General features: G+C 69.7%; 22 protein-coding genes and 1 pseudogene. 12 read left to right on the forward strand and 11 right to left on the reverse strand.

Going from position 1 to position 24,256, the window contains the following annotated elements:
• Window positions 1-181 precede the first annotated feature (181 nt).
• On the forward strand, window positions 182-1,585 hold the full coding sequence (locus tag IG02_RS0117525) for an IS1380 family transposase (RefSeq protein ID WP_030748300.1): 1,404 nt from the start codon (window positions 182-184) through the stop codon (window positions 1,583-1,585).
• A gap of 836 nt (window positions 1,586-2,421) precedes the next feature.
• Window positions 2,422-3,084: a hypothetical protein gene (locus IG02_RS41605; RefSeq protein ID WP_158712324.1), complete on the forward strand. Its 663-nt coding sequence runs from the start codon at window positions 2,422-2,424 to the stop codon at window positions 3,082-3,084.
• A gap of 1 nt (window position 3,085) precedes the next feature.
• Here the strand turns inward: IG02_RS41605 and IG02_RS0117535 are convergent, their stop codons facing one another.
• The 3 genes from IG02_RS0117535 to IG02_RS40680 are packed head-to-tail and all read right to left on the reverse strand — an operon-like array spanning window position 3,086 to window position 6,508.
• Entirely contained in the window at window positions 3,086-3,697 is a 612-nt protein-coding gene (locus IG02_RS0117535) for a DUF6262 family protein (protein ID WP_234314789.1), read from the reverse strand.
• A complete protein-coding gene (locus IG02_RS0117540) occupies window positions 3,694-5,520 on the reverse strand; it encodes a tyrosine-type recombinase/integrase (protein WP_107055622.1) in 1,827 nt (608 codons plus the stop codon). Before IG02_RS0117540 ends, IG02_RS0117535 begins: the two co-directional genes overlap by 4 nt.
• Window positions 5,423-6,508, reverse strand: coding sequence for a tyrosine-type recombinase/integrase (locus IG02_RS40680; RefSeq protein WP_107055623.1), 1,086 nt, complete (start codon window positions 6,506-6,508; stop codon window positions 5,423-5,425). The genes IG02_RS0117540 and IG02_RS40680 overlap by 98 nt, the downstream gene beginning before the upstream one ends.
• A gap of 155 nt (window positions 6,509-6,663) precedes the next feature.
• Here IG02_RS40680 and IG02_RS42880 point away from each other — a divergent pair.
• From IG02_RS42880 to IG02_RS0117560, 4 genes and pseudogenes are all read left to right on the forward strand, one after another.
• Window positions 6,664-6,795 (forward strand): annotated as a pseudogene (locus IG02_RS42880) (DNA cytosine methyltransferase); the annotation flags it as partial.
• Complete coding sequence (locus tag IG02_RS0117550; protein ID WP_030748312.1) at window positions 6,795-7,910, forward strand: DnaB-like helicase N-terminal domain-containing protein; 1,116 nt, start codon at window positions 6,795-6,797, stop codon at window positions 7,908-7,910. The pseudogene IG02_RS42880 and the gene IG02_RS0117550, both read left to right, overlap by 1 nt.
• 65 nt (window positions 7,911-7,975) lie before the next feature.
• Window positions 7,976-9,337, forward strand: a complete 1,362-nt coding sequence (locus IG02_RS0117555) for a DUF317 domain-containing protein (protein WP_030748315.1) — start codon at window positions 7,976-7,978, stop codon at window positions 9,335-9,337.
• A gap of 513 nt (window positions 9,338-9,850) precedes the next feature.
• Window positions 9,851-10,597 carry a pentapeptide repeat-containing protein gene (locus IG02_RS0117560; RefSeq protein ID WP_051765198.1) on the forward strand — a complete coding sequence of 249 codons (747 nt, stop codon included), beginning with the start codon at window positions 9,851-9,853 and terminating at the stop codon, window positions 10,595-10,597.
• Between the two features lie 236 nt (window positions 10,598-10,833).
• On the opposite strand, the gene IG02_RS41610 is transcribed toward IG02_RS0117560, so the two are convergent.
• From IG02_RS41610 to IG02_RS0117580, 4 genes are all read right to left on the reverse strand, one after another.
• Window positions 10,834-10,983: a hypothetical protein gene (locus IG02_RS41610; protein WP_158712326.1), complete on the reverse strand. Its 150-nt coding sequence runs from the start codon at window positions 10,981-10,983 to the stop codon at window positions 10,834-10,836.
• 325 nt (window positions 10,984-11,308) lie between these two features.
• Window positions 11,309-11,926, reverse strand: a complete 618-nt coding sequence (locus IG02_RS36545) for a hypothetical protein (RefSeq protein ID WP_158712327.1) — start codon at window positions 11,924-11,926, stop codon at window positions 11,309-11,311.
• Between the two features lie 225 nt (window positions 11,927-12,151).
• Entirely contained in the window at window positions 12,152-13,045 is an 894-nt protein-coding gene (locus IG02_RS0117570; protein ID WP_030748321.1) for a DUF5655 domain-containing protein, read from the reverse strand.
• Window positions 13,046-13,477: 432 nt separating this feature from the next.
• The gene (locus tag IG02_RS0117580) at window positions 13,478-14,146 is read right to left on the reverse strand and encodes a TetR/AcrR family transcriptional regulator (protein WP_030748324.1); all 669 of its coding nucleotides are present in this window, start codon (window positions 14,144-14,146) and stop codon (window positions 13,478-13,480) included.
• A 267-nt stretch (window positions 14,147-14,413) separates the two neighbouring features.
• Between IG02_RS0117580 and IG02_RS0117585 the strand changes: the two genes are divergently transcribed.
• Window positions 14,414-15,628 carry an FAD-dependent monooxygenase gene (locus tag IG02_RS0117585; protein ID WP_030748327.1) on the forward strand — a complete coding sequence of 405 codons (1,215 nt, stop codon included), beginning with the start codon at window positions 14,414-14,416 and terminating at the stop codon, window positions 15,626-15,628.
• Between the two features lie 253 nt (window positions 15,629-15,881).
• On the forward strand, window positions 15,882-16,295 hold the full coding sequence (locus IG02_RS41615) for a hypothetical protein (protein WP_030748329.1): 414 nt from the start codon (window positions 15,882-15,884) through the stop codon (window positions 16,293-16,295).
• 133 nt (window positions 16,296-16,428) lie between these two features.
• On the opposite strand, the gene IG02_RS0117595 is transcribed toward IG02_RS41615, so the two are convergent.
• Window positions 16,429-17,442, reverse strand: a complete 1,014-nt coding sequence (locus tag IG02_RS0117595; RefSeq protein ID WP_030748331.1) for a DUF5954 family protein — start codon at window positions 17,440-17,442, stop codon at window positions 16,429-16,431.
• A gap of 845 nt (window positions 17,443-18,287) precedes the next feature.
• Between IG02_RS0117595 and IG02_RS0117600 the strand changes: the two genes are divergently transcribed.
• Complete coding sequence (locus tag IG02_RS0117600) at window positions 18,288-19,358, forward strand: aminoglycoside phosphotransferase family protein (RefSeq protein WP_199814036.1); 1,071 nt, start codon at window positions 18,288-18,290, stop codon at window positions 19,356-19,358.
• Between the two features lie 473 nt (window positions 19,359-19,831).
• On the forward strand, window positions 19,832-20,404 hold the full coding sequence (locus IG02_RS36550) for an NUDIX domain-containing protein (protein ID WP_051765284.1): 573 nt from the start codon (window positions 19,832-19,834) through the stop codon (window positions 20,402-20,404).
• On the opposite strand, the gene IG02_RS0117610 is transcribed toward IG02_RS36550, so the two are convergent.
• The 3 genes from IG02_RS0117610 to IG02_RS0117620 form a co-directional block, all read right to left on the reverse strand.
• Complete coding sequence (locus IG02_RS0117610; RefSeq protein WP_030748340.1) at window positions 20,377-21,198, reverse strand: SAM-dependent methyltransferase; 822 nt, start codon at window positions 21,196-21,198, stop codon at window positions 20,377-20,379. The genes IG02_RS36550 and IG02_RS0117610 overlap by 28 nt on opposite strands.
• Window positions 21,199-21,354: 156 nt before the next feature.
• Entirely contained in the window at window positions 21,355-21,606 is a 252-nt protein-coding gene (locus IG02_RS0117615; protein WP_030748342.1) for a DUF397 domain-containing protein, read from the reverse strand.
• Window positions 21,606-22,466 (reverse strand): helix-turn-helix domain-containing protein, encoded by an 861-nt coding sequence (locus IG02_RS0117620; protein ID WP_030748344.1) that lies wholly within the window; start codon window positions 22,464-22,466, stop codon window positions 21,606-21,608. Before IG02_RS0117620 ends, IG02_RS0117615 begins: the two co-directional genes overlap by 1 nt.
• A 370-nt stretch (window positions 22,467-22,836) precedes the next feature.
• On the opposite strand from IG02_RS0117620, the gene IG02_RS36555 reads away from it, so the two are divergent.
• Together IG02_RS36555 and IG02_RS0117630 are read left to right on the forward strand one after the other, a co-directional pair.
• Window positions 22,837-23,271 carry an ATP-binding protein gene (locus IG02_RS36555; RefSeq protein WP_051765202.1) on the forward strand — a complete coding sequence of 145 codons (435 nt, stop codon included), beginning with the start codon at window positions 22,837-22,839 and terminating at the stop codon, window positions 23,269-23,271.
• 210 nt (window positions 23,272-23,481) lie between these two features.
• A complete protein-coding gene (locus tag IG02_RS0117630) occupies window positions 23,482-24,219 on the forward strand; it encodes a helix-turn-helix transcriptional regulator (RefSeq protein WP_234314790.1) in 738 nt (245 codons plus the stop codon).
• Window positions 24,220-24,256: the final 37 nt, after the last annotated feature.

Consider the following 24,256-nt stretch of genomic DNA (forward strand, 5'->3'; position numbering starts at 1 on the left):
CGTCCGCGGCTTGACAATCGCATAGGGAGGTTCCTGAAACAGGAGATCCACCAGAGCTAACCTCCGCGTTTCACTTGCGGCCGTGTCCGGATCTTGAGCGGAAACGCGAAAGTGCCTTCTGAGCTGGGATGATGAGGCTTGTCTAGGGCTTCTGTCACCACAGCAGGAAGGCACTTTCTGCGTGCACACTACCGGGTCGCGTCCCAAGCTCGTCGTATCAGCCGACGGTCGCGGGGTGGTCAGTCATGCCGGGTCCCGTCTGCTGGCCGATCTCGCCGATGCCACCGGCCTGACCACGGCCTTCACGAACGCGCTGCGCCATCTGCGACCGCGCGGCACCGGTCACGCCCCCGGCCGGATCGTCTTGGACTTGGCGGTGATGCTGGCCGACGGCGGGGAGGCGATCACCGACCTGGCCCTGCTGCGGGACCAGGCCGAGGTGTTCGGCCCGGTCGCGTCCAATCCCACCGCGTGGCGACTGCTGGCGGGTATCAATCCGGCCGCACTCGGCGCTCTGCGCGCGGCCCGTGCCGCCGCCCGCGAGGTCGCCTGGCTGCAAGCCGACGAGAGGCGGGAGGCAATACCGGCCTCCCGTGCAGGCGGACGCGAACTGTCGGGTCTGGTCCTGGACATCGACGCCACCCTGGTCACCTGCCACTCCGAGAAGGAGCACGCGGCGCCGACCTACAAACACGGCTTCGGCTACCACCCACTGCTGTGCTTCCTCGACAACACCGGCGAGGCCCTGGCCGGCCTGCTGCGGCCCGGCAACGCCGCGGCCAACACCGCCGAGGACCACATCACCTTGCTCGACGCCGCGCTCGCCCAGCTCCCCGACGCCCACCGCCACGGCACCAACATCCTCATCCGTGCGGACAGCGCCGGATCCGCCAAAGCGTTCCTGGCCCACATCCGCGCCCTGCGCTCGGGCGGGATCCACACATCCTTCTCCGTGGGATGGTCCATCACCGAACCGGTCCGCCGAGCCATACGCCAGTTGCCCGACCAGGTCTGGCACCCTGCCCTCGAACAGGACGGCACCCTGCGGGAAGGCGCCCAGGTCGCCGAGCTCACCGGCCTGGTCGACCTACCGAGCCTGCCCGAAAACACCCGGATCATCGTCCGCCGCGAGCGCCCGCATCCCGGCGCCCAGCTGTCCCTGTTCGATCTGGACGAAGGCATGCGCCACCAGGTCTTCCTCACCGACACCCCCTACGGCGAAGGCTCATTGCAGCACCTGGAAGTCCGCCACCGCGCGCACGCCCGCGTCGAGGACCGCATCCGCTGCGGCAAGACCACCGGCTTCGGCCGCTTCCCCTCCCGACACTTCCACGTCAACCAAGCGTGGCTGGAGCTGTCCCTGACCGCCCTCGACTTGCTCGCCTGGACTCGCCTCCTGCTGCTGGAGGGCGAATTGGCAGCCGCCGAGCCGAAGAAGCTCCGCTACCGGCTGCTGCACGCAACTGCCCGCATCACCCGCGGCGGACGCCGCATGAACCTGCGGATCGCCGCGACCTGGCCCTGGCGAAACGAGCTGACCAGCGCATTCGCCCGCCTAGCGGCGCTGCCACGGCCAGCCACCTGAACGTCGGCACCATCCCTGCACGCCCACGACCCGAGGAACCCTGGAGACACCGACCCACGCGTCGGGCCTCGACCATGCCCGCCCGGCAGCCAACGATCAGAAACCCCACTTCACAGCCATCACTCCAGCTCAGCCACCCGAAACGAAACGGGGAGGCTAGAGTTCGACAGGTCTTTGTGCATGTCAGCAACGCGTCGCCTCCTATGGCATGTGAGTTACGTGGCAGGGAGCAGGTTGCGGAGCGCTCGGTCGTGCGCTTGGCGCCGGTAGAGCCACGACGAGCCCAGGGCCAGTTGGAGCGAGCCTTCTACCTGAAATGCGATCTCACGAACTGGGCGAAGAAGCCGCAGCATTCGTTCTGAGGTAGCTAATGTGACGGCATGCCAGCACCCGCGCGTGTTCCCATCGGCACAGATTTCGGAGCCCTCGTCACCGTTGCCGAGCCCACAAGTGTCCTCACCCCGTCCGGGCGACGGCGCCGGTACGTGAAGTGCCGCTGTGCCTGCGGCAGGGCTGTGGAGATCCTTCTTGAGAATCTCCGCAGCGGGCACAGCACAACATGCGGGTGTGCCCTAGCCGGGGGATCTTCGGCGAGGGAGGCCCTTGCCATCGGCACCCGTTTCGGGCGCTGGTCCATCGCGAGCGCGCCAGTCTGGGAGCCGATCCCCGGCCGGCCGTACGCGCAGCGGGCTCTCTACGACTGCATCTGCGACTGCGGAACCAGACGCCGTCTACGCGAGCACAATCTGCGGCAGCGCAGTCGTTCATGCGGCTGCCAGCGCAGCGAGAGCATCTCAGCGCTGAAGGGCACAACCAGGACCGGGAACTACCGAACGGTGCAGATCGAGGTTGGGACGCGCTTCGGCCGATTTACGACACTCGAACCGCCGTTCCTGCAAACACGCGGGAACGGCAGTAGGCACTCGGTGGTCAAGTGTCGATGCGACTGCGGGAGCGAGCGGACCATCACCGCGAACAACCTGCTCAACGGCAATTCGGCCTCCTGCGGCTGTCTGCAGCGAGACATCGCCTCAGCGGCGAACACCCTTCACGGTGCGACGGTGGCCCGACGTGGCAAGGTCGACGACCCAGACAGCGCACGGCTCTACACCATCTGGCAAGGTATCAAGGACCGGTGCAATCGGAAGACACACCCGGCGTGGCCGCGGTACGGCGGCCGCGGCATCAGTATCTGTGCAGAGTGGAGGAACGACTTCTCCGCGTTCAAAGCATGGGCTCTTAAGCACGGTTACGCCGTTGGCTTGGAGTGCGACCGTGTCGATCCCGATGCCGGTTACTGTCCGGAAAACTGCCGCTGGATCACAAAACGGAAGAACATCGAGCACATGCGCAGGGCTTGGGGCGACGACCTTGATCAGCGGCTCATCGCAGAGGCCAAGCGTAGGGGGATCGGTCCGTACGAGCTGATCTCTCAGGCAGTCCGCACCTTCCTTGGTGAGCCGAGCGACGCCGATGACCGCGCCGCGATGGAACTGTGAGTCAGGTTGGCGACGCTTCTCCGTTGCTCTGGGCCTTGATCATTCGGCGGAGGCTGGTCCGTACCGCACCGAGCTCGTGCTCCAGATCGGTGACATGGCGCTCGAGGCCGGACTTCGCGACAGTCACTTCGTGCAGGTTCGCTTGGAGGCGGGTGTTGGCCTCGGTGAACTCCTGGACGCGGGTGGCAAGGTCCCGCGTGCCGAGTTGGTCGAGTTGTTGGCCGAGGTGGCGGCGGACGGTTTGCTGCAGCTGGTCGCGCTCGTCGCGGAGTCGGCGGATCTCCTCGCGGGCGAGTGCAAGGTCGGCGCGAAGGCCCGCAGGGCTGACCTGAGCCATCGTGGCCGACTGCGGTCGCGTGGACCGCTGCTGGTGGATGGCGGACGCGATGTGTTCGCGCACTCCGTCGGCGTAGGTGAGCCACGTTGAGACGTTGGCGGCGCGAGCCACGGCGGCGAAGGTGATGGGGTCACCGTTGCTCGCCATCTCTTGGACGGTCTCCAAGACGCGAGCGCGTTTCGTGCGGCTGTCGCGACGGCGGGCCTCGCGCAGGACCTGGGTCGGTGTTCGGCTGGCCGAACCGCTGGTGGACGAAGCCGTGGGGTGAGGGCTCACGCTGGCCTCCGGTTGACGACGGTCAGGGGCAACGTCGTGCGGCCGTGGGTTGCACGGGCTTTCCGCAGGACCGCGCTGGCTTCCTCGATCTCGGAACGTTCGTCGTCGGGCAGGCTGGCCAGTTCGTTCTGCATGGTGGCGATGACCTGCTGGAATGCGGCGATCTGCTCGGTGAGGTTGCGGATGACGAAGCTGTCGACATCCATCGCCCGGGCGATCTCGCGGTCGGCGCGAAGGGAGTTGATGTGTTCCTCGATCGCAGGGAGGTAGGACGGGTCCGGGCGATAGAAGCCGCAGCCAGAGCACTGGAAGCGGATCGGGCAGGCGCTTCCGCCAGCCTTGACGTTCGACGGCTCGATGCAGTTGCCGAACGGGACCGCGACGGAGCGGGCCTCGTATCCAGTGTTGGAGCTCATAGGGGCGGGGTTGCCTGCGCGGTCGATGACGTGCAGGCGCATCGTGGAAACCGCGGCGCGTTTCCGCTTCAACGAGACCTTGTAGTAGCCCATGGTCGTGCTGATTTGCCGGTGGTCCATGAGCTCTCTCAGCACGTCGATCGGGACGCCGGCGTCAGCGTGACGTTGGGCATAGGAGTGCCGGAACGCGTAGGGGTAGATGAGCGTCCGGTCGAAAGGCAGCGGACTGCCGTCCGGGCCGGTGGTGTTGGAGTCGAGCTTCGGAATGGCGTCCACCCAGCGCCGCAGATACCTGGACGGGTAACCGGGGGTGAGGTAGGGATCGATGTGATCCCCGGTGATCGTCGGGAAAAGATGGCCCTCGCTGACCGGCGGCGTCCGCAGCCGGCTGCGAACCGGCAACCATTCCTGTACGGCTTGGGCGGTCTCCCTGGTGATCGGTAGGCGGCGCCGGTGGCGCTTGCTCTTGTAGTTGTCCCAGATCAGCTCGTAGTCGTCACCGGAGTGCTCCAGGCAGTTGGAACGCAGGCTGCAGATCTCGCGTGGGCGCCTGCCGGTGTCGCGCAGCAGCACATAGGCAGTGCGGAGCATGTGCCGGACTTCGTCGTCGGTGAGGTGCCCGTAAGGGATGCCGACGCCGAGCGTCTCCAGGTGGGTGTCGAGCTGGGCAATAACCGGCTCCGGGATTGCCTTGCCGTTCTCGTCCTCGTCGTCGTGTCCGATGCTGTGCCGCCGGTGGTGGCGGGCGAAGGCGGTAGGGGCATCGGCCATCAAGCCCGTCCGGCGGCCGAAGTCGAGCAGGCTGAACAACTTGTGCGCCATGCTGCGAGCACTGTTGCGCGTGAAGAGTTCGCCGTCCTTGCGACGGGCACTACGAATGGCGTCCACCGCGGCGTCCATGTCGGCGGCGGTGAGCCGGGCCGGGTCCATGGCGCCGCCAGGCCGCTGGTTCAAGGCGCCGGAGACGAGCACGGAGACCCTGAAGGTGTCGCGCAGGACCTCCAGCGAGGGGTCGATGTGGCGGGCCCATTCCAGGGTGAGACCCCGCAGCCATGGCTGGGTGATGGCGGTGAAGCCCAGCTCGCCGTGCGTGGACCGGGCCCGCCCGGTTTTGGACTTCCGGGAGGGTGCCTTGATGGAGGGCAGGTGCCAGACCAGCTTGTCCGTGGGCTTGATGCCGCACATCTCTTCGTGGCCGACGTGCACCGCTCGGTAGATCTCGTTGATGTGTGCCGAAGCGCCGGTGCAGGTCTTCGTGTGCGCAAGCGCCATGAGCTCGCTGCGGTCAGCGCCCAGCAGACGCGGCCGGTCACCCAACAGGCCGGCGAGCATCCGGACCAGAGTCGGGTCGATCTTTCCGCCGCGGGCATCGCGCTGCTGAAGGGCATAGAGCATCTCCCAGCGCATCACCGGCTGGAATGGGATCAGCGAGAACTGGTGGGCACGCAGGAACGGCGTCTGCCGCAGAGCCCACGCCTCGACGGGCTCGTCCGATGCGTCTCGCCGGTGCTTGGCGACGTGGTACGAGCACAGCGTCTTCAGTCCCGACCGCTCTTGCTCGCACCGGTCGATCACGCAAGCCTGCAGGGTGTCGGTGAGCGGTACTGGCCAGGTGCGGGCCCAGACCTCGACCTCCGGGCTGCTCCGCGTAGAGGCCGACCACCTGTTCAGCGACCGGGATCCATCGGGAGTACGCAGACTTCGCCAAGGCCCCGTTGGGATTCAGCCGCCGCCGGACATGCACGTGCGGGCCGGTGACCTGGCAGCCGAAGATCTCCGACCGGGTCAGAAAGTGCATGTCCTCCCGGCGCAGCCCCAGGCCCTCACCGATACGGATCCCGGTGCACCGCAGCAGAGCCACCAGGAAGCGGTCACGGGCCCGCGGTGTGAGCTCCAGCAATCCCTCGATCTGCGCGTCGGCCAGCCATTCGATGCCGTCGTCAGCCACCACGAACTTGATCGTCCGGCCGTTGACCGTGCGGTACTGGGCATCCTCACCCGCGTCGTAGCCCGGCGGCAGGAAGGAAAGGTACTTCTGAGCAGAGAGTCGATCGACCACTTCGGCTGGCACCCAACCGTGCGCGGTGCCGAACCGCAGGAACTCGAACACCGTGGTCAGCACGGCGTTCGCGGACTTCTTGGTCCGGAACCGCACGACGGTGGACCGTGGCCCGCGCGGCGGCAGCGGTTCGGTGATCAGCCACTGGGCGAAGCGCGCCAGCTCCAGGAACGTCGGTCGGCACCAGTCGAGGCCGACCGTCCTGCAGTACGTCTGGTAGAGCGCGACGCGGCTGGCGTAGACGCGCTCGGTGTTCGGCGACCGGTCCGCCGCTCGCAGCCCGGCAAGGTAGACCGAGCCCTCGGTGTGGATGGTGTACCTCTCGTCGACGATCACCCCCTGGACGCTGCCGTCCGCAGGAGAAATCTCCCTCTCCGCTCTGTAAAACACATGTACCCAACGCAGCAAGGAGCTAGTGGATACCAACGAGGCACACCTGAGGGCTACGGCCCAAACCCACGTACCAGTCCCCGACTTCGGCCTAGAGATAACCCTGGGCCGGCAACAAGGGCCAGCAGTTCTCCCAGATCGGCAACGCCGTACCCCCGTTGCTCGCCGGCCACCTCCTCGCCCCGCACCTCGGCGTCACTCTCGACCCCGACGACTTCAGCCTCGCCGCCTGATGCCCCACGCCCCCGAACCCGGCGAAGACGACTTCGACGTCATCGCTCCGCCCCAACCCATGTTCCACGTCGAGCAGGCCCTCCTCGGTGCCCTCCTCCTCGACCCGCACCGAGCGGACGACGTGATCGGCATCGCCGCCGACTCCTTCTCCACCGCCGCGCACGCCGCCCTGTACGCCGCGATCACCACCCTGCCGCGCCCCGACCCCGCCGAGCACGCGAAGAACACCAAGTGGCTCGACCGCGTACTCGCCACAGCCCGGGAGCAGGCGCGCGAGCTGACCGCCTCCTACCTGCACACCCTCATCCAGGTCTGCCCCTGGCCCAGCCATGCCCCCGCCTACGCCCGGATGGTCGAGGCCGAACACGCCCGCCACCGCCTGCAGACGGCCGCCGAACGCCTCATCCACACCGTCCACGACGTCACCCTCCCGCACCCCGTCCAGACGATGCTCACCGAGGCCGACGCGCTCACCGTGGTCGTGAACGACATCGCCCACCGCTTCCCGCCCCGCGCAGGCGTGCTACCCCGCACCAAAGCACCACCGTCGCCCGCCGCACCCGACCCCGCCGAGGCCATCGAAGAGGAGCAGATCCTCCTCGCCACCGCCACGGCCCACCCCGCCGACATCGACGCCGTCCGGTGGCTACTCCCCGACGACCTCACCCTGCCCCTGCACGCCGGCCTATGGCAGTGCCTGACCACCCTGACCCGCCGCAACGAGCCCGTCGCCCCCGTCACCGTCCTGTGGGAAGCACAGCAGCGCGGCCTACTGGACGCCGGAAGTGAACCGGGCGAGGTCCTGCGCATGCTGGCGAAGCCCGCCGGTTCCGTCGAGCACTGGAGTGCGCGGGCGTTGCAGCGCTCCCTCCTGGCGACGGCCGAGCACACCGGCCGGCGCATCGAGGCATACGCCGGCGACCCGGCGAACACCCCCTTCCAGCTCGTCGTCGGCGCCCGCGCCCTCGCCGACATCGCCGCCGTCCGCACCCGCTGGCAGCACGCCACCGGAACCACCCCGCTACAGCAGCGACGAGCGGCGCCCACCACCCGCGCCAGCCCGCCGACCACCACGGCCGCACACGCCACCCGGCCCACACGAGCAACCCGATAACTCCCGAGTACGCCGGTGGCCAGACCCGAAGGCCCGACCACCGGCAGAACAGATGAGACCCCCACGTGACTCCCGCCATCGACGCCCACGTCCGCCTCGACACCCACCCCACTCACCCGAGCGCCGTGCAGGCCGTCCTGACCGGCACCCAGGCCCGCGTCGCCTCCATGGCTCTGGAGGCCGCCGACTGGAATATCGCCGCCACCAACGTCCTGGTCCTGGCCCGCATCGATCACGAGGAGCCCTACTGGGCCGCCGACGCAGCCAAGCACCTGACCGCCGAAGGCATCACCGTCGAGATCACCCCACGCCTCCAGGAGGCCATCGACGAGCAATGGACCTGGCCGAACTACCCGATGCCCTGGTGCACCCGCAGCGAAATCCGCGAGATCTCCAACCAGGCGCAGAAGATCCACGACGACATCCTCCACGGCCAGCTCCTCATCCACGCCCACGCCCACGACGGCCACACCACCGTCGCGGTCGGCACCTACCTCCACCGGGGCGGCAAGTCCGTCTACCTGCACGGCGAGGACCACCTGCGTCAGATCGCCGATACGTTTGACTCACCCGCGCAGGCACTGGCGGCCTTCGAGAAGGTCCACGCGGCCGAGATGCGCCCCGGCCCGGCGCCCTTGACCGACACCGAACGCGCCGCCATCGCAGCGCGTTCCGTCTTCGACGTCACCACAGCCCAGTCCGGACCGTCCCGCCCGGAGCCGGAGGCTGTACCCGTCTACCTGGCCGATGCCGGCGACCACGACGCGCTCCTCGACAGCTTCCTCAACGCGCACGGCGAGTTCGAGAAGTGGCGCACCTGGTCGGATGAAACGACCCACGCCATCCACGAGTCGCAGACCCTGCGCATCGAGCGCGTCCACGAAACCCAGGCCCGCGAGACCGCCTGGACCGTGGCCGCCTACGAGACACCCGTCTCCGACCGCATGTGGCACCTCACCGCGACCAGAGACACCCCCGCCCCTGTGCTGCAGGACCTCCTGATACACCTTGCCGACGGCGATGGCCCGGACACGATCACCGGCGCCTCGGTGGACGAGAAGACGGTCACCACAGCCACTCAGCCGCTCACGGACGCCGGGTGGAAGCACCCCTTGACCGGGCACGGGATCCGCTGGACGTCCCCCGACGGGGAAGCAGGCGTCCAGTTCGCCCCACTGAGCGCGCAGCACCCCCAGAACCCTGCCACCTGGACCATCTGGGCCCGCGCCAATCCGGACCGGCCCACCTGGGCCATCACCGCGTCCCCGCACAACCCGAGTTCGCTACTGGCGGGTCTCGCAGAAACCCTCGCCCAGGAGACCGGCACACGCCAGGTCCAGCCGGGCCGCGAGCACGGAGTCCGCCTCACCTCCAGTGCGCCAGCGGCTCCGACAGCCGCCGACCGTCCCGCCAGCCGCTCACGCTGATCACCGGCCCGCACGAGCGGTGCAACATAGCGCGGGATCGCCGGTTGGCCAAACCGGCGATCACTGGGTTATCGCGGCGAAGGCTGTGTCCACCTTCCCTGGTGTCTCGGTCCCCAGCCGGAAGGTGGTGTCCGAGACCAACCGCGGGCCGAGCAGCTGTGTCGCGGTCGTCGAGCGTCGACGTTCCGCGCCGAAGTTCGCGCCTTCCGGTGGAAGTTGGACGAACCTGTCGCTCACGCACTGCTACAGCTTCGCAACATTGAGCGCGCCTGGCTGCCTGTAGCCCGTATCAACGTCTTCATGGCTACCATCCCGCCCCGCCGAACTGGTCGAGCCGCCCGTCTGAAGCGTGCCGCCCGTCGCCGCACCCGGCCCGCGCCCCGCCGCCTCGCCGCTCCGATCGGCCCCCGCCCGCCGGGCCGACGTCGCCGCCCCCTCGCTCCTATGTCCCCTGCAGCCCGGCAGCCGTCTGCTGCCTCACCGACGGACTGGTGGACGCGCATTCAGCAGCTCGTGAACACTGCGGCCGCCCTGGGCACCCTCGTCGTGATCGTCTTCACCTGGCTGTCGATCCAGCAGGTCAACAGCGAGCACGCCCTCACCCGCGAGGGGCAGGTCACCGACCGCTACAACGCCGCCGTCGAGGACATCGGCGAGGACTCCCAGGAGATTCGCCTGAATGGCATCTACGCCCTGCAGCGCATCATGGAGGACTCCCCTCGCGACCAGCCCTCCATCATCAACGTCCTGTCCGCCTATATCCGCAACCACGCCAAGGAACCGAAACGAGACACGGTCATCTCCGATGGCTGGGACCTGCCCAGTGACATCCAGGCGGCCCTCACCGCACTCGGCTACCGAAACCCGCACTTCGACGGCAACGCCGTTATAGACCTGCACGGCGCGTACCTGCGCGGCGCATACCTGCCCAGCGCGAACCTGCACGGCGCGAACTTGCGCGATACGGACCTCAGCCTGGCGTTCCTGAATCGCGCGAACTTTGGTGGCGCGAGCTTGGCCAGCGCGGATCTGGGAGGCGCGCTCCTGTTCCGCGCGGACCTGCGCGGCGCGAGCCTGTACTTTGCGGACGTGTCCCCTGCAGACCTGCGCAGCGCGAACCTGGCCCGCGCGGACCTGTCCCTCGCGAATCTGGCCAGCACGGATCTGGGCGGCGCGAACCTTACCGGCGCGGACCTGCGCGGCGCGGACCTGCGCAGTGCGAAGCTACACGGCGCGAAGCTGGGCGACGCAAAGCGGTAGCGTCTCACTCTGCTTGGGTCGGTTGCTCGTCACCGACGCGCTGGGATGCGAGTTGCCACTGTGACGATGACTGCAGGAGCCTCGTCTGAGCACAGCCGGTGTCCGAGATCGGGAACTTAACCCGGCCGAACCAAGGCCCCCAGCAGAGTCGCCTACCGACGGCATGCATCGCCGATCAGGGCTCTTCATCAGACTGCCTTGCTGGTCTCGGCTCTACTGATCACCGCGGTGTGACATCAGCGGCGGTGCAGGGGGAAGACGCGCGTGTCGTTGTCCCCCTGCTCGTGGTTGCGAGCCGGGGCGGGGTGCGTACCGGCTAACGTACTCAGCTCGCGGCGGAGACGTTCGAGTTCGTCGTCCTTGGCCGCTAGGACGGACAACAGCACCCGGTGTCGTTCCTTGAGGTGGGTGAACTCGGTGCTCGTGTGGGCGAGTTTGCTGGTGAGCCGGTGGTTGAGACTCCGCAGCCGTGTGATGCGGGCCTCGCGGGGGTCGGGCGGATGAGTGCACCGCCGCCAGCGAGGAGTAGTCGATCCACGTCGTGTGGAACTTCCGCCCCTTGGCCGCCAGCTCCGGGACTACCCACGGGATCGGCACCTCGGTCGGCTCAGCGGGCAGCGGCGGAACCTCATGAACCAGCAGGTGGGTGAACTCCCGGCTCCGCATCCCGGTGCCCAGCACCAGGCCACCCATCGCTGCGTTCCGGCCCGGTCACCGGCCGCGGAACGTCGCATCCTCCAGCCCGTCCGGGCCCAGCCCAGCCAGGCCGTAGCGGAACAGATCGGCGAAATCCGACCCCAGGTGCTGCACCTTCACGTGCGGCTTCGGCCGCCGCAGCCGGGCCCGGTTGTACCGGGCCTCCACCAGACGGCCCTGCACCATCCGCTTGCCCGTAGCGACCGTGAACGGCACCGCCGTGGCCAGGCCCACACCCTCGGCCCAGTCGTAGAACCGGCTCAGCGCCGTAACCTGCAACTCCCATGACGAGAACTCCACCCGCTCGTCCAACGGCCCCGACAACCGACCGTCCGCGTACGTAGCAAGCGCGGCGACCAGCTCCGGCCGCGTACCGAACAGCGCGACACGGTGCCGCCGCAGATGCAGCAGCCAGTCCCGGGCCGCCAACGCGTACGCCGCCACGAATTCGGGGGACGGCGCCCCGCTCGACGGAAGCGTACGAAGCCAGGAGGCCACCGCCCGCGTCGCCCGTGGACCGACCTCGTCCTCGAACAGAAAGTCGTCGTCGACCAGCACCGGCATGCGCTCAGGGATCAACGGCTCGCCGTCGAGCCCCCAGGACTGCCAGCCCGCGGCAGAGAAGAAGTGCACCAACACGCGGCGGGACGCTACGTCCGCGACGCGACCCTCATCAACTGCTAACCCCACGCCTGATCAACGGGAGTTGAGGAATGTGAGACACGCCAAGAAAGCAGCGACAACCGCGGACCATAGATAGTCCACCGCCACCCCCTGCCCGGACGTCGAAAGGACCCGCCCACGACCGCAGAGACATCTCGAAGCGCAGCCCGCCAGGTGCCGTGCAGCGGCAGCCGTTCACGCCGCCGCGTAGCTCGCCCGGAACAGACCCTGCGCCCGCTCCACGTCCCTCGGCGTACGGAGCTGGACCTCCAGGTCGCCCGTCCCGTGGTGACCGAGACCGGACACGTCCCGGGTGAAGCCCGGAACAAGGTCTACGTCCTTCGGGTCGACCTTCAGGTAGACCAGCAGCTTGGTCCGCTGCGGCGGGCACAGGCAGGCGAAGTTCCGCAGCCGCTGATACGCCCGGTAGGTCTTGCGCTCCACGCGGTTCACGCCGTCCCCGAGCCCGAGCAGGACCTCGTCGACCGCGCCCGCCAGTCCAACCATCGCCGCGCCCTGGACGTCGGCCGTTGCCTGGGCAACAGACTGGCGCCGTGTCCGGCGGGCCACGTGCATGCCGCCGCTCACTGAGGCCACGGTCTCAAGGCCAAGCAGGTCGCCGAAGAGTCGGTAGCGGACCAGGTCGATCGACCGCCGGTGCTCGCGCACAGCATGCACGTCATAGCGGGTGAAGTCGCCGGCGATACAGATCAAGCGTGGGCCGCTCCACAAGACCTGGTCCGCGGCCGTCACCCCGAGCCGGTCGCGGACCAGGTGCTCGAACTCGGCGCGGTGGTCCATCAACCAGGCCAGGTAGAACAGGCCCTGATTGATTACGCCGGCATCCGTGCCGCGCTTGTACTCGACGATGACCGGCGATCCGTTCTCGTCCAGCCCGAGCGAGTCGATCCGGCCCCCGTGCACCGGTCCGGTGCTGTACTCGCTCGCCAGGAACCGGACGCCCAGCAGCGTCTCCATGTGCATCTCGACGAGACCCTGTACATCGGCTTCGATCTCAGCAAGACGTGGCATGACCTCCGTCATGCCACTATTCGTCGTGTCCGTACGGAACAGCTTCAGGCCCGACACCTTTCCCCTCCTCGGCTCAAAGATCACCAACGCCGAGGGGGTGCCGGATTGTTTCCATGAGCGGCCGGGAGCGTGTGAAGGTGGAGTAAGGACGCGGGCCAAGGCCATAGTGGACGTTCCCATCCCACAGGGACACTCGAACGGCCAGATCCCACATGCGTCCCACAAAGCGCCTGACTACCCATCACGTATTCGACAAAGCGCAGGTCAGAGCAGATCTTGGCTGGATACAGCAGGCGCCTTCTAAGCGCTTGGCCGCAGGTTCGAGTCCTGCCGGGGGCGCGTCTACGCGCGATGCGAAGCCCTCCTTCGGGAGGGCTTTCTCGCAGGCCTACGAGGCAAAAGCGGCCTCGGGCCCCCGCCTTCGCGGGGCTCCGAGGCCGCTTCGCATGCCGCCCAGTCTTCGCGGACCCCGTCCCACCACGGGCGCGGTCACGTCATGGTCCGGTCGAATTCGGCCTGGGCGAGGGCGGGGTGGGGCAGCGCGGTCGGGCGGTCGCGGTCGTGGCGGAGGCCGTCGAGGATGAGGGTGAGGTAGCGCTTCCACAGGTCGGGAGCGGTGGCGCCGCTCTGCTCGACGATCACTCCGAGCATCAGCTGAATGAGGGGGAAGTCGGTCGGTTCGATGTCGTCGCGCAGCCGGCCGGCCCGCTGGGCGCGGGCGATGACGGCACCGACGGCGGGAGTCAGACGCTCCCGCATGGCAGTGCCCCGCTCCTTGGCGCGCGCGCCCTCCAGCAGAACTTGGCGCAGCCCGCGGTTGTCCGCGAAGTGCTGGCCGGCCAGATGGAAGAGCTGGACGAGGCCCTCCCAGGAGTCTTCGTGAGCCAAGGCCTGTTCGGCCAAGTCGGCCAGGTGCTGCACGGCGTTTTCGAAGACGGCGTCGACGAGTTCGTCTCGGCTCGCGAAACGGCGGTAGGCGGTGCCGACACCGACGCCCGCGTGGCGGGCGATGTCGTCGAGAGTGACGTCGACGCCTCGCTCGGCGAAGACCTCCTGGGCCGCGGCGATGATCCGCCGCCTGTTGCGCTCCGCGTCCGCCCGAAGCGGGCGTGCGGGGCGGTCCCCGGAGGGCGGGGCGGGGGTGGTCCGACGGCTCATGGCTCCTACTGTACCCAGGCAAGTGGAGATCTCATCTCCACTTCGGTGCTACGATGGATTCCGCAAACGGAGAACATCTCTCCATTTCGTGGTCCCGTGTTCGGAGAAGCCCGTGAGTGCCCTTCCCCAGGAAGCGAGCCCGCCGCAGGCGGGCCAGGCCGGCGACCAGGCCGGCAGCCGCCGCGGTGCGCCCCGGCAGGACCCCGACGCCGCACCCACTGTCCGCACGTGACCCACCCCTTCCGAACGCCGAGAGACAGGACCGTCATGAACAACACCCCGCGCGCCCTGATCGTGGGTATGGGCATCGGCGGACTGGCCGCCGCGATGCGCCTGCACGAGATCGGCTGGGAGCCCGTACTCGTGGAACGCGCCCCCGGACGCCGCCCCGCCGGGTACTTCGTCGGGCTCTTCGAGACCGGCCGCGCCACCGCGCAGCGCATGGGTGTCCTCGACGCCATCGGCAACCGGGCCGACCCCACCAGCATCACGTACGACATCGAGCGGACCGGCCGCCGCCGCCCCGGCATGGGCTACGGCGATCTCCCCGGCGGCCCCCGCCTGATACTCCGCGGCGACATCGAAGGCGCCCTCTACGAGACCGTCGCCCCCGCCACCGAGATCCGCTACGGCACCACCCCGGTCGCCATCGACGAACACCCCGACGGCGTCGACGTCACCCTGCGTGCCACCACCGGTGAGAACACCACCGAGACCACGGAGCGCTTCGACCTCGTGGTCGGCGCAGACGGCCTGCGCTCCACCGTGCGCCGCCTCGCCTTCGGCCCCGACACCGAGTTCATGCGGCCGCTGAACCACATCATCGCCGCCACCGTCATCAAGGAACCCGTACCCGGCTACCGGCCCCAGGACGGCGTCGTCCTGGCCGAACCCGGCCGCTCCGTATGGACCTTCCCCTTCACCGACCACCAGCCCGGAGTGCTGTTCAACTACCGCACCGACGACGAGGACGCCCAGTTCCGCCGCCCGCCCGTCGAATCCCTGCGCGCCGCCTTCGGCCCCGAACCCACCGGGCCGGTCCTGGCACACCTCCTCGACCAGTTCGAGAAGGCCGACGACCATCTCTTCGACTCCGTACACCAGGTGGAGATGGACACCTGGCACACCGACCGCATCCTCCTGCTCGGCGATGCCGCATGGTGCCTGACCCTCTATTCCGGCATGGGCGCCTCCACCGCCCTCGCCGGCGCCGACCTCCTCGGCACCCTGCTCCAGCGCAACCCCCGCAACACCGCCCGGGCCCTGCGCGAATGGGACCAGAAGCTGCGCCCGTTCATCGCCGTCCAGCAGAAGTCCGGCCGCACGCAGGGCCTGACGATGTTCGTCCCGCAGAGCCGCCGCGACAAGGCCATGCGCACCGCCACGCAGAAGGTGCTGGGCAACCGCGTCGGCAAGAGCGTCATGAAGTCCCTGATGGCCAAGGGATTCAAGGAGAAGTCCATCGACATCGCCGCCGTCTGACCTCACCGCCGTCCGACCTCACCGCCGTCCGGCCACACCGCCGTCCGGCCACACCACGCCGAAAAGCGACCGGCTGCACGCCGAAGAGGCTCGGAGCGGTTCACAGTCCGCGTCCGCCCTCGCGGCGGGTGCGGCCGAGCGGACCTGGGCCGCGCCGCATATGGCGCGTTACGCCATGGTCGCGGTAACTCCCGCCCCACGACACTGAATCGCCCACCACTCGTCGCTCCACTCAACCGCAGCGGGAGAGAGCATGCGCACTCGGATCACCACGGGTCTCGGTGTCACCACCCTGGCCACGGGGATGCTCCTGGCCCTTCCAGGAGTCGCCGCCCAGGCGGCCGCGGCCGCCCCCACCAGTCCGTTCGACGTCTCCGACGCGACCACGTACACGAGGGGCGTGCTGACCTGGAACGACCGGTCCGTCAACGTGACCGGGGAGCACTCGTCCCCGAGCTCGGACGACTGCCGGGCGACCTGGGTGTACACCTACGACGCCGGAGGAAACAGACTGGGCTCCAAGGGCATCGGCTTCGTGTGCGCCCGCACCGCCGCCTATGACCTCACCGTCCCCGCGGACATCGAAGGCGGGGCCGATCGGGTCATGGTCTGCCTCGACGACCGCGAACTGAACGACGTGAAGTGTGACGTGTTCTCAAGACCCTGATCCCGGCCAGGCGCGTCGGTCGACGCCAGGCCGGGCGGGGCGGAAACGGACGGGACGGCACCGGCCGGGGCGGAAACGGACGGGACGGGAACGGACGGAGCGGGAACGGACGGGGCGGAACCCGCCGGAGAGTTCAGCTGTAGTGGATCGTGCCGTCCGCGTCCATGGTCGGATGCATCTTCATCGGACCGTACTCGTCGTGGTCCGAGGGCCGGGGCGGTTCCGGCCCGTCGGGGCCGAGGCGGACCATCCGCTCGATCCGGCAGATCCGGTACAGCGTGTCACCCACGCGCGCCTCGTCGGCCCGGCCGGCGGCCCGGAACCTCTTGGCCGCCTTCGCGTACGCGGCCTTCTCGTCCTCGCTGAACTCGTGGACGAGCGGCCAGATTTCGGTCATCGCGTCGTAGAGCATGCGTCGCGCGTCGTGCGGGGTCGGCATGAGGGTGCCCCGGGGCCGCCAGCCGTGCTCATTGCGCTCGGCGACACTGAAACCGACCGGCAGCAGGACGACATGCGGGTGGGTCCTGGTCGCCCGCACGGATTCGGCGCGCACCTTCGCGGGAAACCGGGACCCCGTGTACGCGAAGTCCCGCAGCGCCAGCTTCATGGCGCCCGCGATCAGGCCGTCCTCCCGGCCGGCGTCGAGGACGAAGCCCTCGTCCGGCGACGGGACGTCGCGCCGCACGCTCCAGGACGCGCCGACCGGCTCGACGTCGGTGGGCCGCGGCGGCTCCAGTCCGTCGTCCCCGCTGCGCGCGAACTCCTCCCCGCGCGCCACCCGGTAGCGCACGCCGAGGACCTCCAGCTCGTCGACCGGCTCCCGTTCGAGCACCGACACCGCCGCCAGCAGCTCGCGCCGCGCCCCGGGGTCCTCGGTGTCGTCCTTCGCCTTGAACCACAGGTAGGAGTTCAGACTGTCCCGCGCCTGCTGGGGCATGCCGTCCAACACCCGCTTCAGCAGCCGCCACTCGGGCCCGGCCGCGGGATCCCGGACGGCGACCCCGAAGACCGGCCCTCGCAGCGCGATGTGCGGATAGCGCAGCGACGCGTCCACCGCGTCGGCCTCGGTCACCCACGCCGCGGGGTCGTCACGGCGGACCAGCCCCGCGTGGAGCGCGTCGAGTTGTCGCTTCCAGTCATTGACCATGCACGCATTGTGTCGGCCGACGTGCGGGCGCAGACCCGAAATACCGCAAGTGACGGTGATTTCCCGCTCCTCCAGGACGGCCCCGCATGCCCTGAACTGCCGCGCAGCCCGGCCGACCGAGCCAGGGTCACCCGAAGTGATGAATCCCGCGCCGCCCGTCCGACTCCGCCACGAGCTGTCGTCCGAGCACTCGCGAACGCACGGGGTCTGTCGGCTGCCGTGCGCCAGCCGAGCAGGAAGCCCCGCCGGGCGCCAACAGACCCTGACGGGGCGGCCGGTCGTCCGTCGCGCGTTCCGGAGCGCTCAACGCAACACTCCACGCAAGAGACTCGTGCATCAACCGGACTCGACGAGGAACGTGGCGACCCTATGGGCCGATGAGCTCGCGGGCCGCCTCGCTCCCCGTGTCCGCCCTCACGAGAGGGGGAGAACCGAACCCCCGGTTCCGGCGCCCGGCCGGCGGCTCGTCCCGTACGCTCGGCAACACCACCTCCCGCGCAATCCCCCGATCGTGTGGCCACCCACCTCACGAGTGATTCGAACGGGCCCCCTCGGCCGACTCCGCCCACGGCGCACGGCCTCCACGGCACCCTCGAACGTCTGTTCTATGATTCCCCCGGCGTCCCCCGTAACAGGCCCTTGATCAGGTCCGTTGTCCGGGCGCTTGCCCCTACTGCTCTGTGCCCAGGAGGAATCATGCGACCTGTCCCCGCTCCCCTTGCCGTGGTCGCCGGACCTCCCGCGTTCGAGTACGGCGGGGTCCCGCGCCTCCTCGCCGTCCGCCCGGTTGACGCGTCCGGCCGCCGCGCGGGGCTGGCAGCACGACCGTCACCGAGGTGGGGCGCATGAGTCACCGCCACGACACCGCCACCGCGGCACCGGCCGGACCGGCGGCATCGGCGGCGGCGGTCGAGCCCGCCCAGCCGGTTGAATCCGCCCGGCCCGTCCGGCCCGCCCGGTCTCCCCGGCCCGCCCGGTCCGCCCTCGCCTCGCCGACCGGCGCCACCGCACGCCCCGGCGACCACGCCGGGCCGCGCCCCGCGCCACTCCCGGCCGCGCTGCGCGCCTGGGCCGAGCATGTCGTCGGTCCGCTCGCCTCCGTACGCGACGCGTCCCATCCCCGCCGGACCTCCCGGGTGTGGGAGGTCACCGACGGCCGCGACCGGCGCTTCTACCTCAAGCAGTCGCCAACCCCGGGGTTCTACGAGCGTGAGACCTTCGGGTACCACTCCGCCGTTCCCGTCCTCGGGTACGACCGCGCTCCCCGCCTCGTCGACAGCGACGCCCACCACCTCGCCCTGCTGCTGACCGCCGTCCCCGGCACCCCCCTCTCGCGGCTCAGCCTCGGCGCCGCCGCGCACCGGGCCGCGCACCGCCAGTTCGGCGCCCTGCTCCGGCTGCTGCACGGCACGGAGAAGCTGTCGGTCGCCGCCCGGCGGGCCGCCGTGGACAGCGCCGTCCGCACGGCGACCGACGCCGAGGAACACCTCGTACGCGCCGGTGACCTGCTGTCCGAATCCCGCCGCGCGCTCGTCCGGCACGCCGCCGAGCAGTTGCGCGGGCTCGCCGACCGGCTCGTTCCCGGCCATGTCCACGGCGACGCTCAGGAACGCAACGCCCTGTGGACCGGCCGGCGGCTCGCCGTCATCGACTTCGAGCGGTCCCGGTACGCGCCGGCCGTCCAGGACTTCGTACGGCTGGCCTGCGAGGCGTGGCAGGGCCGCGACGACCTGCGGACCGCGTTCCTCCAGGGGTACGGCCGGTCCTTGACCGGGACCGAGCGGTACGCGCTGCCCTGCCTGGCCGCTCTGGACGCGGCGAGTTGTCTGGCGTACGGACCCGCCCATGGCGAACACGACGTCACCGCGCGCGGCCTGCGCACGCTGGACCGGCTGGAGCGGGGGGTCTTCGGATGAACGGCCGTCCGACGGGACAGTCCGCCGCCGTCGCGCGGTGTGCCGTGTGCGCGGCGTACGAGGCACGCGACGTGCGGGCGGCCGGGGCGCATCGCGTCGGTGTCCTCGCGCTCGACCTCCGCGACGTGTCCCACCGCTGCTCCCCGCACAGCGACCCGCGTCGGCTGCCGGCCGAACTGGCACCCGCGATCGGACCCGGCGGGCTGCTGCACCTCACCGTGCGGACCGACGACCTCACCCCCGAGCTGTGGGAGGACTTGCTCGTGGAGGCCGGTTTCACCGTTGACGACATGACCACCGGCGACACCGTCAACGCCGACGACACCGTCGACGCCGACGCCGTCGTCGGCATGGGCACCGCCGGTCGTCCCGGCGGGCATCGCCTGATCCGGGCCCGGCGGCGCGACCGGCCCCCGTACCCCCGCGTCGCCAGTTCACCCCGCGTCGGCGCCCGGCCGCCCACCGCGCACGCCATGATCGGGGTCGGCGTGATCGTGCGGGACGGCGCCGGGCGGGTCCTGCTCGGTCTGCACCGCGGCGGAACGTGGGAGCTGCCGGGCGGCGCGCTGGAGCCCGGCGAGTCGGTGGCCGCCGCCGCGGTGCGCGAACTGCGGGAGGAGACGGGGCTGCGCGCCCACGAGCACGACGTGACCGTCTTCGCGATGCTGCTCGACACGGCCGTCGGCGCGCCGCGGGAGGACCGCCCGGACAAGGGCGGCGACACCCACTGGACCGACGGGACCGACGCCGGCCTCGCGCGCGTGACCATGGCCGCCGTCGTCACCGTGTACGACGGGGCGGTCCTGGCCGCCGAGCCCGAGCTGATCCGGCACTGGCGCTGGACCCGCGCCGACGAGCTGCCGAGCCCGCTGTTCACGCCCTCGGCGCAGGTCCTCGCGGCCTGGCGGCCGGAACTCGACATCGAGCACGGGCCCGTACACCGTCTCGACGTCCTGGACCGGACGGCCCCCGGGACCGGTCCCGGATTCGGTCCCGCTACCGGTCTCGGCCCCCCGGTTCAGGGCTTCCGCGCGACGCCCGCGTAGATCGAGACGGAGGCGTCGTTCACGCCCTCCGGCAGCGCAGTCCCGTCAGGCCGCCACCGGTGCGCCACGGCCACGCCCGGCTCCACGAGCTCCAGGCCGTCGAAGAAACGGAGGACTTCGTCCCGGGACCGCACCTGAGCGGGTATGCCGCCCTGGCGGTACACGGCGACCACGTTCGCCCAGGTCTCCGGCTCGAAGTCCGGGGTGCAGTGGGAGAGGACGAGATAGCTGCCGGACGGCAGGGCGTCGAGCAGGAACCGTACGATCTCGTGCGGTCCGTCCTCGTCCGGCACGAAGTGCAGCAGCGCGTTGAGCGAGAGCGCGACCGGCCGGGACAGGTCCAGCGTGTCGCGCAGCCGCTCCGACTCGATGATGCTCTTCGGGTCCCGGACGTCCGCCTGGATGTACGTGGTACGGCCCTCGGGCGTGCTGCGCATCAGGGCCTCGGCGTGCCGCAGGACGACCGGGTCGTAGTCGGCGTAGACGACCCGGGAGTCCGGGGCGATCTCCTGGGCGATCTGGTGGAGGTTGGGACGCGTCGGAATTCCCGTACCGATGTCGAGGAACTGACGGATGCCGGCCTCACGGGCGAGGTAGCGCGTCGCCCGGTGCATGAAGTAACGATTCGTCCGTGCGGTGATCTTGACGGTCGGATGGACCTTCTCGACGTTGGCCGCGGCCACCTCGTCGACTTCGTAGTAGTCCTTGCCCTGGAGGTAGTAGTCGTACATACGGGCGGGGTGCGGTCGGGTGGTGTCGATCTCGACGACCGACGACCGGTCGAGGTCCGTCATGCTGAGCCGTCCAATTCTGGCCGTTGCGAGGGGGGTTGGTCGATCAAGTGGAGCTGGTGGAGTTGGTGGAGCAGGTGGAGCACAGGTGGATCAGGTCGCACGGATCGAGCGGAGAAGAGCTGGAACAGCCGCGACAGGCACAGCGGGTTCCAGCGGCTACCGCGGCTGGAGCGGCTCCAGCAGGAAGTCCGCGAGTCCGTCCTTCGCGCCGGTGATGAAGTCGGCCATGGCCGCGGTGGTGCAGATCAGCGTCGGCCCGGACGGGTCGGTGGACTGGCGGATCGCGACGAGCCCGCCGCCCATCCTCTTCGCCTCGACGCAACTGCCGCCGTTGGGGCCGCTCCACGGCTTCTCCCAGCCGTCGGCGCCCAGCCCCTCGGCCGGCATGCCGTTGAAAATCTCCCGCATCAGAGTTCCTTGCGTATCACTCGGAGAAAAGCTCTTGTCTCGTCAACGGGGGCCGCCCGGGCGGACATGTGGTCCAGGACTTCGAGGTAGGCGACGACATCGGAGCGCTGGTCCATGTACGCGGCACCGGTCAGTCCCTCGGTGTAGACGATGTCCGGCAGTTCGGGGATGTCGAAGCGGAAGAGGTGGAAGGGGCCGAAGGCGCCGAGGTGCGGCCCGACCGAGAAGGGCATGACCTGGAGGGTCACATTCGGCAGGTCGGTGGCCTCCAGCAGTCTGTCGACCTGCGCGCGCATCACGTCCGCGTCGCCGACGGGCCGGCGGAGGACCGCCTCCTCCATGAGGATCCACAGGGTCGGCGCGTCCGGTTTGGTGAGCAGTTCCTGCCGCTTGATCCGGAGGGCGACGCGCCGTTCCAGTTCCCGGGCGTTGCCGTGGGCGCCCACCCGCAGGACGGCCCGCGCGTAGTCCTCGGTCTGGAGGAGACCGGGCACGTAGTGGGGCTCGTACGTCCTGATCAGGCCGGCTTCGTCCTCCAGGCTGACGTAGGCGCTGAACCAGCCGGGCAGGGCGTCGCGGAAGCGGTGCCACCAGCCGGGTCTGTTCGCGTCCTTGGCGAGTTCGACGAACTCGCTCGCCTCCGGCTCGCCGACGCCGTACGCCTGGAGCAGCAGCCTGACGTACGGAAGCTTGAGGCTGACCTCCGAATTCTCCATGCGCCGAATGGTCAGCGGCGTGACGTCGAGAACCTCGGCCGCCGCCTCTCGCGTCACCTTCGCCTTCTCCCGCAGCGCGCCGAGGCGCTTTCCCAGGACGATGCGCAGGACCGTGGGCGCGGTACCCGAACGGGCCTCGTTCACGCGACCGCCTCCTTCTGCCGCGTCTTCGGACAGACCTCCCGGCACGGGCTCAGGCTCAGGCTCATTCCCCGAAGTCTGACAGGAAGTTGACTCACCATCCAGACGGACCGTGAGCATTTTGAAATTATCAGAACGGTTGGTTGCGGCCTGAGCGCCTCAGCAGCATAGTGAACTCGTGGCTCACATCACGGATCATGGTGCACGCACGAAACACCAGTCACTCGCTGGTGAGTTGCAGACCCGTGCCCGCCACCTCTGGGACGCCTGGAGCGCGTCGGTGGGCGGCCCGGACCGTCCGGATCACCATCGACCACGACCCCCCGGGCACGACAGGCTCGACAGTCGCGCGAGCGCGCCGGAGCACAGCACGGTGTTCCTGCTGCCCAGCAGGCGCGAGTGCGTCGCCGACGCGCGGCAGCGACTGGAGTCCTCGCTCCGCCACCGGCGCGTGTGCGCGGACGCGTGCGACACCGCGGTGCTGGTGATCTCCGAGCTGTTCACGAACGCCGTCCTGCACACGGACAGCGCGCTGATCACGTGCGAGGTACGGGTCACGGCGGCGCATGTCCGGCTCGACGTGCACGACCAGGGCGTACGCGCCCCGCGGGAGCGGACCGCGGAGGGCGCCGGCGCCGGGCTCAGCCCCCGGCGGCCCGACTCCCGCGCGGAGAACGGGCGGGGGCTGCTGCTCGTGGAGAGCCTCGCCGACGCCTGGGGGGTCGTCCCGCGCGCGGGCGGCACCGGGCGAACCGTATGGGCGACACTGCCGCTCCCGCCCGAGCAGGCGCCGGCCACTCACACCTGAGGTAAACCGGGTCACTCCCGGCGTCACCCGCCCCGACAAACACCTATCAGGCGCACAGAACTGGCATGGAGTCGCCACTCTCTGAACTGGCTCTTGTCACGCAACGAAGTCATGTGCGTACATGGAGTTGCGTACGGCTCCGAGGGGATGGCGGGGGTGGTCCACGTGGGGGATGTTCCAGGTTCTGTACTCAACAGGTCTGCGCTGTCGGTGGACGTCGTTCGGGAGGACGTGGTGGACACGCCCCACCCTCCGGGCAGGCCCATCCGCGGTGTGCGCCAGGTGACGGCCACCCTGACCGCGCTGGTCCGCTCCGCCCGCCACGAACTGCTCATCTTCGACGATCCGGCCGGCTGCGCCAACCAGTGCGTGCCGGAGCAGTTCCTCGACTTCGCGGGCGCCTGCGTGCGGGCGGCGGGCGAGCGCGCGTGGGAGGAGGGCCGGGGGGCCGGCGGCCGGCGGCGCAGACGGCTGCCCGCGGTCTCCGTCCGGCGGATCGTGCCCCGGCACGGGCTGGCGGGGCTCCCGTACCCGCTGCCCCGCCAGCTCCCGGGGCGCGCACGCCAGACGGACTCGATCCCGTTCAAGATGATCCTGGTGGACCGCTCGGTGGCGGCGGTGCCCCTCGATCTCCAACTGCACTACCACGGACTGCTGCTGATCCGGGACCCGGTGGTCGTCCAGGCCCTCGTCCGTACGCACGAGATGTGGTGGGAGACGGGCGAGGACCTGCCGACGGCCGCGCTCCCGGCCCCCGGGGTGCTGCCGAGCCAGTTGCGGCCGGTGCTGGAGGCGCTGTTGGCGGGGCTGACGGACGAGACGGCGGCGACACGCCTGGGCATGTCCACCCGGACCTACAGCCGACGGGTGGGCGACCTGCTCACCGCGCTCGGCACGACGAGCCGCTTCCGGGCAGGCGCGGAAGCGGCTCGTCGGGGCTGGATCTGACCCTCACGGCACGATGACCCTCACGGCACGACGGCCC

The organism is Streptomyces sp. NRRL F-5135, from assembly GCF_000719775.1.
GTDB lineage: Bacteria > Actinomycetota > Actinomycetes > Streptomycetales > Streptomycetaceae > Streptomyces > Streptomyces hebeiensis.